At 70.7% G+C, this 12,313-nt stretch carries 11 protein-coding genes and 1 pseudogene; 7 read left to right on the top strand and 5 right to left on the bottom strand.

Annotated elements, in window-relative coordinates; all coding sequences use genetic code 11:
* Positions 1 to 88 (bottom strand): NAD-dependent epimerase/dehydratase family protein (locus CCN44_RS45940; RefSeq protein WP_143649640.1); only part of this gene is annotated, 88 nt, incomplete at its 3' end.
* Positions 89 to 177: 89 nt separating this feature from the next.
* Between CCN44_RS45940 and CCN44_RS07350 the strand changes: the two genes are divergently transcribed.
* Positions 178 to 783 (top strand): TetR/AcrR family transcriptional regulator, encoded by a 606-nt coding sequence (locus tag CCN44_RS07350; protein ID WP_189397095.1) that lies wholly within the window; start codon positions 178 to 180, stop codon positions 781 to 783.
* Between the two features lie 116 nt (positions 784 to 899).
* On the opposite strand, the gene CCN44_RS07355 is transcribed toward CCN44_RS07350, so the two are convergent.
* The gene (locus CCN44_RS07355) at positions 900 to 2,093 is read right to left on the bottom strand and encodes an RtcB family protein (protein WP_086697168.1); all 1,194 of its coding nucleotides are present in this window, start codon (positions 2,091 to 2,093) and stop codon (positions 900 to 902) included.
* A gap of 214 nt (positions 2,094 to 2,307) precedes the next feature.
* Here CCN44_RS07355 and CCN44_RS07360 point away from each other — a divergent pair, with 214 nt between their 5' ends.
* The 3 genes from CCN44_RS07360 (at position 2,308) to CCN44_RS07370 (ending at position 5,565) form a co-directional block, all read left to right on the top strand.
* Positions 2,308 to 3,162, top strand: coding sequence for a hypothetical protein (locus CCN44_RS07360; protein ID WP_059251721.1), 855 nt, complete (start codon positions 2,308 to 2,310; stop codon positions 3,160 to 3,162).
* A 126-nt stretch (positions 3,163 to 3,288) separates the two neighbouring features.
* Positions 3,289 to 4,194, top strand: coding sequence for a DUF3558 domain-containing protein (locus CCN44_RS07365; RefSeq protein WP_107502053.1), 906 nt, complete (start codon positions 3,289 to 3,291; stop codon positions 4,192 to 4,194).
* A 120-nt stretch (positions 4,195 to 4,314) separates the two neighbouring features.
* Complete coding sequence (locus CCN44_RS07370) at positions 4,315 to 5,565, top strand: DUF2637 domain-containing protein (protein ID WP_189397096.1); 1,251 nt, start codon at positions 4,315 to 4,317, stop codon at positions 5,563 to 5,565.
* A gap of 85 nt (positions 5,566 to 5,650) precedes the next feature.
* Here the strand turns inward: CCN44_RS07370 and lysS are convergent, their stop codons facing one another.
* Entirely contained in the window at positions 5,651 to 7,393 is a 1,743-nt protein-coding gene (lysS, locus tag CCN44_RS07375; protein ID WP_059251720.1) for a lysine--tRNA ligase, read from the bottom strand.
* A 128-nt stretch (positions 7,394 to 7,521) separates the two neighbouring features.
* On the opposite strand from lysS, the gene argS reads away from it, so the two are divergent.
* Positions 7,522 to 9,291 carry an arginine--tRNA ligase gene (argS, locus tag CCN44_RS07380; RefSeq protein WP_086697169.1) on the top strand — a complete coding sequence of 590 codons (1,770 nt, stop codon included), beginning with the start codon at positions 7,522 to 7,524 and terminating at the stop codon, positions 9,289 to 9,291.
* Positions 9,292 to 9,321: 30 nt separating this feature from the next.
* On the opposite strand, the gene CCN44_RS07385 is transcribed toward argS, so the two are convergent.
* Complete coding sequence (locus CCN44_RS07385) at positions 9,322 to 10,323, bottom strand: helix-turn-helix transcriptional regulator (RefSeq protein ID WP_086697170.1); 1,002 nt, start codon at positions 10,321 to 10,323, stop codon at positions 9,322 to 9,324.
* Between the two features lie 72 nt (positions 10,324 to 10,395).
* On the opposite strand from CCN44_RS07385, the gene CCN44_RS07390 reads away from it, so the two are divergent.
* Both CCN44_RS07390 and CCN44_RS07395 read left to right on the top strand, forming a co-directional pair.
* Positions 10,396 to 10,797 carry a VOC family protein gene (locus tag CCN44_RS07390; protein ID WP_059251717.1) on the top strand — a complete coding sequence of 134 codons (402 nt, stop codon included), beginning with the start codon at positions 10,396 to 10,398 and terminating at the stop codon, positions 10,795 to 10,797.
* Positions 10,798 to 10,918: 121 nt separating this feature from the next.
* Positions 10,919 to 11,710: a DUF4253 domain-containing protein gene (locus CCN44_RS07395; RefSeq protein ID WP_059251715.1), complete on the top strand. Its 792-nt coding sequence runs from the start codon at positions 10,919 to 10,921 to the stop codon at positions 11,708 to 11,710.
* 13 nt (positions 11,711 to 11,723) lie between these two features.
* Here CCN44_RS07395 and CCN44_RS45945 read toward each other — a convergent pair.
* A pseudogene (locus CCN44_RS45945) lies at positions 11,724 to 12,313 on the bottom strand (transcriptional regulator); the annotation flags it as partial.

Raw genomic sequence — 12,313 nt, forward strand, 5'->3', positions numbered from 1 at the left:
AAACGGCCACGACCTCCTCCCCCGCCCCGGCGAGCACCTCCACGAGCACCCGCCCGACATTGCCGGTAGCCCCGGTAACAACGATCACCGCAACCCCCCACGCACTAAGTCAGTCAACTCACTAACAATGAGGGGACGTTAACACGCCCCCACCCCCGCCTGTCTATAGTCAGTCAGGTGACAAACTCAGTGGATCGGCGCGCCCGGGCGTCACAGAAGCGCCGACGACTCACGGCGGCGGCGGCCCGGGTCCTGCACGAGCAGGGCATCGAACGCACCACCCTCGCCGACATCGCCCGCGAGGCCGACGTCCCGGTCGGCAACGTCTACTACTACTTCAAGACCAAAGACGAACTGGTCCAGGCCGCACTGTCGGAACACCGCGCCCACCTGGACGAACTCACCGCCGAACTGGATCAGTTGCCGACCCCGCGCGACCGCCTCAAGGCCCTCGTCGAAGCCTGGGTCGCCCAACGGGACACCGCCGCCCGCCACGGCTGCCCCACCGGCACCCTGGCCGTCGAACTCGACAAACGCGCGGACGGCACCCTCGACGCGGAGGCCGGCGCCGTGATCCGCCGTCTCCTGGACTGGACGGCCGCCCAGTTCCGCACCTGGGGCATCCCCGCCCCCGACGACCACGCCCTCACCCTGATCTCCGCCTACCAGGGCATGTCCCTCCTGACCAACGCCCTCCGCGACCCGGACGTCATGACCCGCGAGGGCACCCGCCTCCTGCGGTGGCTGGACTCACTGGGTCCCGGGGGCGGGGCCAGTAGCTGACGCCCTACAACAGCAGCATCACCGAACGCAGCCGGTCCACCGACTTCGCCTGTTCTGCGGCGGCAGGGGGCTGTTGAGTTGCAGAGGCCCCCGGCTCCGGCCGGGGGCCTCTCGCGTCAGCCCTTCACGCAGACGAACTGCTTCAGCTTCGCCACGACCTCGACGAGGTCGCGCTGCTGGTCCATCACCTGGTCGATGTTCTTGTAGGCGCCCGGAATCTCGTCCAGCACGCCGGAGTCCTTGCGGCACTCCACGCCCCGCGTCTGCTCCTCCAGGTCCTTGGTCGTGAAGCGACGCTTGGCCGCGTTGCGGCTCATCCGCCGACCGGCTCCGTGCGAAGCCGAGTTGAATGCCTTCTCGTTTCCGAGCCCCTTCACGATGTACGAGCTGGTGCCCATCGAGCCGGGAATGATCCCGAACTCACCGGAGCCGGCGCGGATCGCTCCCTTACGGGTCACGAGCAGGTCCATGCCCTCGTACCGCTCCTCCGCCACGTAGTTGTGGTGGCAGGAGATCTCCGGCTCGAAGGTCGGCTTGGCCTTCTTGAACTCCTTGCGGATCACGTCCTTGAGGAGCGCCATCATGAGCGCGCGGTTGTACTTGGCGTACTCCTGCGCCCAGAACAGGTCGTTGCGGTAGGCCGCCATCTGCGGGGTGTCCGCGACGAAGACCGCGAGGTCACGGTCGACCAGGCCCTGGTTGTGCGGGAGCTGCTGGGCCACGCCGATGTGGTGCTCGGCGAGTTCCTTGCCGATGTTCCGAGACCCGGAGTGCAGCGTGAGCCAGACCGAACCTGACTGATCTAGACAAAGTTCAAGGTAGTGATTCCCGGATCCGAGCGTTCCCATCTGCTTCTGCGCCCGCTCCTGACGGAATTTGACCGCCTCCGCAACCCCGTCGAACCGGCCCCAGAAGTCGCCCCACCCGGCGGTGGCCAGCCCATGGAACCGCGCCGGATCGACGGGACTGTCATGCATCCCCCGCCCCACCGGAATCGCCTGCTCGACCTTCGACCGCAGTCGGGACAGGTCCCCGGGGAGATCGTTCGCGGTCAGGGACGTCTTCACCGCCGACATCCCGCAGCCGATGTCCACCCCGACCGCCGCCGGGCACACCGCGCCCTGCATGGCGATGACCGAGCCGACCGTCGCGCCCTTGCCGTAGTGCACGTCCGGCATCACGGCGAGGCCCTTGATCCACGGCAGGGTGGCCACGTTCTGGAGCTGGCGCAGGGCCACGTCCTCGACCGTCGCCGGGTCCGCCCACATCCGGATCGGGACCTTGGCGCCCGGCATCTCCACGTACGACATGTGTTCCTCATTCCCCCGGATACAAGACAAAAGTAATGAAAATCGGCAAAACGCAAAAGCGGCGCCAAGGTCAGTGAAAGGGGCAAGGGACCGGCGTCCACGGCAGTGCGTGCGATACACATTGTCTCCAGGGGGCGCCCCGCTGCGGCAAGCGAATAACCAGCGGGGACACTGGAGCACCGAGCGAGCACACACCGTCGAGAGGAGCCCGACCGTGCAGCGGAAGGCGTACGTATCCGGCACCGCCGCCCTCCTCGCGGCGCTGCTGGCCGGCTGCACGGGCGGCTCCGGGGACGACGGTCCGACGGACAACGCGAACCCGGGCGACGCCGGGACGGCCACGGTCGCCGCCGAGCCGGGCAAGTACAGCACGCTCCCCGAACCGTGCGGCGCGGTCGGCCACGACACCCTGGACGCGCTGCTGCCCGGCATCCAGCAGATCACCGACCCCGTCCAGCGGGAGCGGGCCTACCAGGGCGAGGCCGCGCTCACCTACGACACCGATCGCAAGGTCGGCTGCCGCTGGAAGGTCGAGTCGGCCGACGCCACGGACCGCCTGTCCGTCGATCTGGAGCGCGTGGTGTCGTACGACAACACGGTCAGCGACGACGACCAGGCGCAGAAGCTGTTCCAGGAGAAGGAGACGGCAGCCGACCTGCCGGCGCCGAGCGGGTCCTCGGCACCGGCTCCGACGCCCAGCTCGTCCGCGTCCTCGAAGGGCGCCCCGAGCGGCGGGGCCTCCGCGTCGGCCTCGTCGAAGCCGGCTGCGGACTCCTCGGCGTCGTCGGGATCGCCGGACGCGTCCTCCCCGGGTGCGACGCCCGCCGACCTCCAGCCCCGCGCGCTGACCGATCTCGGTGACGAGGCGTATCTGGACGACCGGCTCAGTACGTCCGGTTCGACGGCCGAACAGCGGACGGTGACTGTGGTGTTCCGCACGTCCAACGTCATCGTCACCATCCAGTACGAGGAGCAGCCGATGGCCACGGGGACGGTGCCGGACAGCAGGGAAATGCAGGACAGGGCCCGGAATCTGGCCTCTCAACTGGACGATGCGCTGGGCGGCTGACGGTCTCGCCGGTCCCGCCCGCCGCTGCCCGCGAAGCGCGTGAACGGAGACCGTGCGGCGCTTTCACCGCGTACCGTGGCCCCGCAGGAACCCGCACGAACACCGAGCGTCATGAGTGAAGGAACCATGCAGCGAGCAGCCCAGCGAGACGACCGTGCCCAGCAAGTTCAGCGAGCCAAGCGCCTTCGCCGCGCTCTTGTCTGCGCGGCAGCCGTTCCCGCGGTTCTGATCACCGCCGCCTGCTCCTCGGACTCCGATGATTCCAAGGCGAAGTCCGGTGGCGAGAGCACGCAGCAGTCGGCGGGCGGCAGTACGCAGCCGTCGGCGAGCACGTCCCCGACCGTGCAGGCCGCCGCGTACCGGAAGCTTCCCGAGGCGTGCGGGGTGCTGTCGAAGAAGACCTTGACCGATCTGGTCCCGAAGGGGTCTAAGTCGGGCAAGAAGGGGAGCTCGGACGATCCGTCGGCGCGCGCCTCGTGCTCGTGGAACAGCCTGGACAACAACGGTGTGAAGGGCTCGCAGTTCCGCTGGCTGAACGTGTCGCTGCTGCGCTTCGAGTCGGATGCCACGCGCGGCTCGGGTGACGAGCAGGCGCACACGTACTACGCGCAGCAGGTCAAGGACGCGCAGTCGGTGGACGGCGCGAAGGGCGTCAAGGTGGTGCCGCTGTCGGGGACGGGCGCGGAGGCGTCGGCGGTGCGGTACGACCTGAAGAAGAAGGAAGGCCTCTTCAAGCAGCAGACGGTGGTGGCCCGGGTGGAGAACGTCGTGGTGACGCTCGACTACAACGGTGCCGGTCTCGCGGGTGAGAAGACTCCGGACGCCGATGATCTGTCGAAGGCGGCGCAGAAGGCGCTGAAGGAGGCGGTGGCGTCGGTGTCGTCGGCCAACGGCGCGGGGGATGCGGGGAGTTCGTCGTCGTCTCCGTCGAAGTCCGCCTCGGATCCGGCTGCGAAGTCTCCGTCCTCGTCCCCGTCCAAGTCGGCCTCCTCCAGCGCGTCTCCGTCCAAGTCGGCCGCCGGCAAGAGCTGATCGGAGGGCCGTAGCGGCCGACCGGCAGCGCGTTCGCCGCACACGTGTGCCACCCTGTTGCGCGCAACGACACGCAAGGGGAGGGGACTACGAGTGGCAGGGCCACCGCAGCTGACTCGGATGCACCGTGTGCTCATCGGTGTGGTCGTGACCGGCGCGTTGATCATCGCCGGCATCGGCTTCGCCGGTTCGTACGCGGCCGTCCGTGAGCTGGCCGTCAAGAAGGGCTTCGGGGACTTCTCGTACGTCTTCCCGATCGGCATCGACGCGGGCATCTGTGTGCTGCTCGCTCTCGACCTGCTGCTGACCTGGATCCGTATCCCCTTCCCGCTGCTCCGGCAGACGGCGTGGCTGCTGACGGCGGCGACGATCGCGTTCAACGGGGCCGCCGCCTGGCCCGATCCGCTGGGCGTGGGGATGCACGCGGTGATCCCGGTGCTGTTCGTGGTGTCGGTCGAGGCGGCCCGGCACGCGATCGGGCGTATCGCCGACATCACGGCGGACAAGCACATGGAGGGGGTCCGGCTCACCCGCTGGCTGCTGTCCCCGGTGCCGACGTTCCTGTTGTGGCGGCGGATGAAGCTGTGGGAGCTGCGTTCCTACGACCAGGTCATCAAGCTGGAGCAGGAACGTCTCGTCTATCAGGCCCGGCTGCGTTCCCGCTTCGGCCGGGCCTGGCGCAGGAAGGCTCCGGTGGAGTCCTTGATGCCGCTGAGGCTGGCGAAGTACGGCGTGCCGCTGGCGGAGACGGCTCCGGCGGGCCTGGCGGCGGCGGGTATCGAGCCGGTGCTTCTGCCGCCGGCGCCGCAGCCGCAGCTGGAGGCGGCGGCCGTTCCCGCCGTGGCCGCCGAGGGCGGTCGTGCCGCCGGGGCGGCGCCCGTCCCGCGGCAGGCGGCACCCGCCGGCGAGCGGCGCCCGGAGGAGCCCCCGGTGGACGAGCAGAGTCCGTGGTTCCAGACTCCCCGGGAGGTGGAGTACCACGGCGGTTACGACCCGACGTACGACCCGATGCTCCAGGAGCCGCAGTACGCGCCCGAGGAGCAGTACGAGGAGTGGTACGAGGACCAGCCGCCGGAGCAGTTCCAGCAGCCGTCCCCGGAGGAGACCGGGAGTTTCCCCATCCCGGTCAGTGCGACCCGTACGCGTGAGCTGGGCGAGGGCGGCGGCGGTGCGGAGCCGGAGCCGACGGAGGAGGACTTCTACCTGGTCTTCCGCAAGTCGATAGACGGCAGCTATCCGACCGCCGGTCAGTTCAGGGACGACGTGGAGGCGACCTTCGGCGTGGCACTTCCCAAGGGGGAGGCCGAACGGATGGTCAATCGTTTCACCAACCGCCACACCGCGGAGTTGCAGGAAGACCACATCGCCTGACGGTCATGGAGGCCTGACGGACAGGGAGACCTGACGGACAAGGAGAAGGGGCCCTCCGGGAAGAGGGCCCCTTCTTCACGGGCGGCTACTCGCCGAGCAGCTTGCGCACCCGGTCCTGGCCGACCGCCAGCAGCAGGGTGGGCAGGCGGGGGCCGGTGTCGCGGCCGACCAGCAGGTGGTACAGCAGGGCGAAGAAGGCGCGCTGGGCCGTCTTGATCTCGGCCGGGAGTTCCTTCGGCGTGGCGTCGGCGGAGAATCCGGCCTGCACCTTGGGGACGCCGTACACGAGGTGGGTGAGTCCGTCGAGGGACCAGTGGTCGGCGAGCCCGTCGAGGAGGAGGCGTACGGACTGCTGGGACGCCTCGTCGAGGGACTTGAGCAGTTCGACGTCGGGTTCGTCGCGCACGATGGTCCGCTGGTCGGCGGGGACGTGGGTGTTGATCCACGCTTCGGCCCGGTCGTAGCGGGGGCGGACCTCGTCCAGGGAGCCGAGCGGCTGCTCGGGGTCCAGTTCGGAGAGGATGCGCAGGGCCTGGTCCTCGTGTCCGGCGGTGATGTCGGCGACGGAGGCGAGGGTGCGGTACGGCAGGGGGCGCGGCGTCCTGGGCAGTTCGCCGGCCGCGGTGCCGACGGCGCGCGTGTAGGCGGCCACGTCACCGGGCAGCGCGGAGCCGTCGGTGACCTTGCCCGCGAGCTTGTCCCACTCGTCGTAGAGCCGCTGGATCTCCTGGTCGAAGGCGATCTTGAAGGACTGGTTGGGCTTGCGGCGGGCGTAGAGCCAGCGCAGCAGCTGCGGTTCCATGATCTTCAGGGCGTCGGCGGGGGTGGGGACGCCGCCGCGCGAGGAGGACATCTTGGCCATGCCGGAGATGCCCACGAAGGCGTACATGGGGCCGATGGGCTGCTTGCCGCCGAAGATGCCGACGATCTGGCCGCCGACCTGGAAGCTGGAGCCGGGCGAGGAGTGGTCGACGCCGCTGGGCTCGAAGATCACGCCCTCGTAGGCCCAGCGCATGGGCCAGTCGACCTTCCAGACCAGCTTGCCGCGGTTGAACTCGCTGAGCCGGACGGTCTCGGCGAAGCCGCAGGCGGTGCAGGTGTACGACAGCTCGGTGCTGTCGTCGTCGTAGGAGGTGACCGTGGTCAGGTCCTTGCCGCAGCCGCCGCAGTACGGCTTGTACGGGAAGTACCCGGCGGAGCCGGAGCTGCCGTCGTCCTCGGAGGCGGCGCCGGAGCCCTCCTCGGCCTCCAGCTCGGCCTCGTCCACCGGCTTCTGCTGCTGCTTCTTGGCGGGCTTCGGCTTGGTGCGGTACTGGGCGAGGATCGCGTCGATGTCGTTCCGGTGCTTCATGGCGTGCAGGATCTGCTCGCGGTAGGCGCCGGAGGTGTACTGCTCGGTCTGGCTGATGCCGTCGAACTCGACGCCCAGCTGGGCGAGCGACTCGATCATCGCGGCCTTGAAGTGCTCGGCCCAGTTCGGGTACGGCGAGCCCTTGGGTGCGGGGACCGAGGTCAGCGGCTTGCCGATGTGCTCGGCCCAGGACTCGTCGATGCCCGCGACGCCGGCCGGGACCTTGCGGTAGCGGTCGTAGTCGTCCCAGGAGATCAGGTGGCGGACCTGGTGGCCGCGGCGGCGGATCTCGTCGGCGACCAGGTGCGGGGTCATGACCTCGCGGAGGTTGCCGAGGTGGATCGGACCGGAGGGGGAGAGTCCGGACGCGACGACGACCGGTTTGCCCGGGGCCCGGCGCTCCGACTCCTCGATGACCTCATCCGCGAAACGGGAGACCCAGTCGGTGGTCTCGGTGCTCTGAGCCACGATCGGCACGTCCTTCTTTCTGAACGGGGTGACACTCCATTCTCACAGACCGGGACGCGGCCGGGAAAACGGCTTTACCCCCCGTGGGATACTGGGTGGGTCTATCCATCCCCACGAGGAGAACGGCACCCCTTCCTATGGCCTCGGTCACGTCCCTCAGCGACACCGTCCAGCAGCACCTCGCCTCCGCTCTCTCGGCCGCCCTGCCGGAGGCCGCCGGCGCGGACCCGCTGCTGCGACGAAGCGACCGGGCCGACTTCCAGGCCAACGGCATCCTGGCGCTGGCCAAGAAGGCGAAGGCGAACCCCCGGGAGCTGGCGACGCAGGTCGTCTCCCGGGTGGTGACGGGTGACGTGATCGAGGACGTCGAGGTGTCCGGCCCCGGCTTCCTCAACATCACGATCGCGGACCGGGCGATCACCGAGAACCTGGCCGCGCGGTACGCGGACGAGTCGGGCCGCCTCGGCGTGCCGTTCGCCGAGCACCCGGGTACGACGGTGATCGACTACGCCCAGCCGAACGTGGCGAAGGAGATGCACGTCGGCCACCTGCGGTCCGCGGTGATCGGCGACTCGGTGGTGCAGCTGCTGGAGTTCACCGGCGAGAACGTGGTCCGGCGGCACCACATCGGCGACTGGGGCACCCAGTTCGGCATGCTCATCCAGTACCTGGACGAGCACCCGCACGAGCTGGACCACAAGGCCGGCGCGGTCAGCGGCGAGGAGGCGATGTCCAACCTCAACCGCCTCTACAAGGCCGCGCGGAAGCTCTTCGACTCCGACGAGGAGTTCAAGACGCGGGCCCGGCGCCGGGTGGTCGACCTCCAGGCCGGCGAGCCGAAGACCCTGGCCATGTGGCAGAAGTTCGTGGACGAGTCGAAGATCTACTTCTACTCCGTCTTCGAGAAGCTGGACATGGAGATCCGGGACCCGGACATCGTCGGCGAGTCGGGGTACAACGACATGCTGGCGGAGACCTGCCGCCTGCTGGAGGAGTCGGGTGTCGCGGTCCGCTCGGAGGGCGCGCTGTGCGTGTTCTTCGACGACATCAAGGGCCCGGACGGCAACCCGGTCCCGCTGATCGTGCAGAAGTCGGACGGCGGCTACGGCTACGCGGCCACCGACCTGTCCGCGATCCGCGACCGCGTCTTCAACCTGAAGGCGAACACCCTGCTGTATGTGGTGGACGCCCGGCAGGCGCTGCACTTCCGGATGGTCTTCGAGACGGCCCGGCGGGCCGGCTGGCTGAACGAGGACGTAACGGCGGTGCAGCTGGCCTTCGGCACGGTTCTCGGCAAGGACGGCAAGCCGTTCAAGACGCGTGAGGGCGAGACGGTCCGGCTCGAGGACCTCCTCGACGAGGCGGTCGAGCGCGCGACGGCCGTGGTCCGGGAGAAGGCCGAGAAGGTGGGCCTGTCGGAGCAGGAGATCACGGAGAACGGCCGGTACGTGGGCATCGGCGCGGTGAAGTACGCGGACCTGTCGACCTCCGCCGTCCGGGACTACAAGTTCGACCTGGACCAGATGGTCTCGCTGAACGGCGACACGTCCGTCTACCTCCAGTACGCCTACGCCCGTATCCAGTCCATCCTCCGCAAGGCCGGCGAGGCGCGCCCCGCCGCCCACCCGGAGCTGGGGCTGGCGCCCGCCGAGCGCGCCCTGGGCCTGCACCTGGACCAGTTCGCCGAGACGGTCCTGGACGTGGCGGCGGGTTACGAGCCGCACAAGCTGGCGGCGTACCTGTACCAGCTGGCGACGCTGCTGACGGCGTTCTACGACCAGTGCCCGGTGCTGAAGGCGGACACCCCGGAGCAGGTGGAGAACCGCCTGTTCCTGGTGGACCTGACGGCCCGCACCCTGCACCGGGGCATGGCCCTGCTGGGCATCCGGACGCCCGAGAAGCTCTGACCGGGCACCGTACGTCCCGGCGGCCCGCCCTCATTCCGGGGGCGGGCCGCCGCTGTTCCGGGCCGCTCCCACGGACCGCGCGTGCTCCTCGTTGTCGTGGGCGAGTTCCCGGGCCCGGCGGACCAGGGCCTCCCGCACCGAGTCCGGGGCGAGGACGCGCAGGGGGGTGCCGAGGCCGAGCAGATAGCGGGCGAGGCCGTCCGCGTCGGGCCCGCCGATCTCGACGATCGTCGCGTTCGGCCCGTCGGCCCGGTGGGTGCCGACGGTGGCGGGTACGACCCGCAGCGCGTCGGCCTGGGCGAGCGGCAGCCGGATGGTGGCGGACAGCGGGTAGGGGCCGTTGGCGGTGTTCCGTGAGACGAACTCCGCCGGGTCCGGCGGGTCGGTGATCTCCACCGGGTGCCCGGTGGGCCGGAGCCGTTCGACCCGGTCGGCGCGGAAGGTCCGCCAGCCCCGGGCGACGTCCCGGGCGACGAAGTACCAGCGGCGGCCGGTGTGGACGAGCCGGTAGGGATCGACGTCCCGGACCGTGTGCCGGCCCTGCCCGTCGCGGTACGACAGCCGGGCACGCTCGCCGCGCCGGCAGGCGGCGGCCAGCTCCAGCAGCACGCCGGGCCGCAGCTGCGGCTCCTCGGGCCAGGGCAGCCGTACCAGGGCGTCGTCCCATTCGCCGAGCCGCTCGGCGATCCTGGGCGGCAGCACCTGGCGCAGCTTGAGCAGCGCCGACAGCGCGGCCTGGTCCCCGCCGAGCGCTCCGCCCAGCGCGGCCCCGCGCAGCCCGACCGCGACGGCCAGCGCCTCCTCGTCGTCCAGGATCAGCGGCGGTACCCGGGTGCCGGCCCGGAGCCGGTAGCCGCCCCAGGGCCCGGCGTCGGAGTCGACGGTGTAGCCGAGGTCCCGCAGCTTGGCGATGTCCCGCCGCACGGTGCGGTCGGTGACGGCCATGCGGCCGGCCAGCTCGGCGCAGGTCCAGGAGGGCCGGGCGGCGAGCAGCGAGAGCAGCCGCAGCAGACGGGCGGAGGAGCTGAGCACGGGCGGAAGTCTCGCACACCGGTCCGTACGACCAGGACCGGAACTGTCCTGGTCGCGTCGTACGGTCGCCCCATGACCAAGGAGACATCTTCCGCTTCCCCTTCCGTGCCCGCGTTCCGCTTCGCCGCCGTGACGTTCGACTGCGCGGACCCCGTCGAACTGTCCCGGTTCTACGTCGAGATGTTCGGCCTGCCCGTCGCCTACTCCTCCGACGACTTCGTGTTCCTCGGCGGCAAGGACGGCGCGGCGGGCCTGGGCTTCAACCGCCTGGCCGACTACCGCCGCCCCACCTGGCCGGACCCGGCCCAGGAGAAGCAGGCTCACATCGAGGTGGGCGTGGACGACCTGGAGGCGGCGGAGGCCCGCCTGATCGCCCTGGGCGCGACCAAGCCGGAGCCGCAGCCGCAGCCGGACCGGTGGCGGGTGCTGCTGGATCCGGCGGGGCACCCGTTCTGCATCACGACGTTCGTCTGACACGCCGTCCGGCCCGGTCCGCCCGCTCGCTCGTCGGCCGACGGCGGCGTCGGCATCGGCGTCGGGTCAACCCCGGGCAGCACGAAGGGCGTTGTCAGTGGGTGCCCCTACAGTCACCGGTATGGCGACTCTTCCCAATCCGCTGCCCAGGCTGGCCACCGATCCCAGCGGGCGTTCTCTGGGGCTGCAACTGCCGCCCGGCCGGCTCGTGGACGAGACGGACGACGGGCCCTGGCACGAACCGCTGCTGTGGCTCGCGGACAAGCCGGCCGCGCCCGGTGCGTGGAAGGTGCTCGGCGCTCCGGCCAGACGCGTGGGGCTGCTGCCCGTGCTCGTGGACGTCGGCGGGGCCATGTCCGGGCCGGAGCGGTGGGAGCTGGGTCCCGGGCTGGTGTCGTACCCGGGTGATCACGACGCCGAGGAGGTCCTCGCGGAGTACTGGGCGGAGGAGATGGAGGAGGGCGGCGGGGAGTTCGGGGGCGACTGGACCGGGCTCGCCCCGCGGGCGTCCCTCGTCGCCGATCCCGACACCCGGGCCGCCCAGGTCGCCGACGCCCTGGCGGACGGTACGCGTCCGTGGCCGAGGGAGCCCCGCCTCGCCCTGGTCCCGGCCCGCCGGTCCGCCGACATACCGGCGGCGATCGGCTGGACCGGCCCGCTCAACTACGAGGGTGACGTGGGCCGGACCTGCGCGGTGCTGCGGTCGTGGGAGGACCGCTTCGGCATACGGGTGACGGCGTTGGACTACGACACGCTGGCCGTGTCCGTCGCGGCCCCGCCGGCCACCCCCGCTCAGGCGGAGGCGGTGGCGGCGGAGCACTTCGCGTTCTGCTCGGCGGCCTTCACCGAGAGCCTGGAGGCGTACGCCCGGGAGCTGGTCGGCGCCACCGTCTGGTCCTTCCGGTGGGACTGACCGTCCCGGGCGCTCAGTCGGCGTCCGCCGCGGGCTGCCACTTCCGGCCGCCCAGCGGGAAGGCGTACGCCGGTCGGCCATTGTTCCCGCTGGTGCGGAAGGGGCGGCCGGCGTCGTCGACGACCAGCGTGCCGTGCCGGTTGCCGCTGGACCAGGACAGTTCCAGGTACCAGCTGACGTCGTAGGCCGACGCGTCGGCCNNACGGGCGCGGGGCGCATCGCGTCCAGGGCGACCGTGAAGGAGCGGGTCGGGACGCCGCCGCCGCAGCCGACGCCGGGGTAGCCCATGGCGTAGTCGTTCCAGGCGAGCGGGGACCGCTTGCCCGCCATGCGCACGGACAGCTTCTCCAGGACGACGGTGTCCTCGCCGGTGCCCTGCACGGTGAAGGTGACGTACTGCTCCCCCGACGACACCGCCTGGTGCACGTCCACCCAGGCGGGCGCGTCCTGCTCCAGCGGCGGCGGGGCCACGGCGGTGGGCGGCCGGTCGATGAGGTAGTGCTGGGAGCAGGGGCTCTGCCAGCTGTAGGGGTGGGTGGTGACCGTGAGGGGCGGAGTGGCGGCGGTCCGCTCGGGCGGTGCGGCGCTCGGCTTGTCCGCGGG

This window comes from Streptomyces tricolor (assembly GCF_002155905.1).
Classification (GTDB): Bacteria; Actinomycetota; Actinomycetes; order Streptomycetales; family Streptomycetaceae; genus Streptomyces; species Streptomyces tricolor.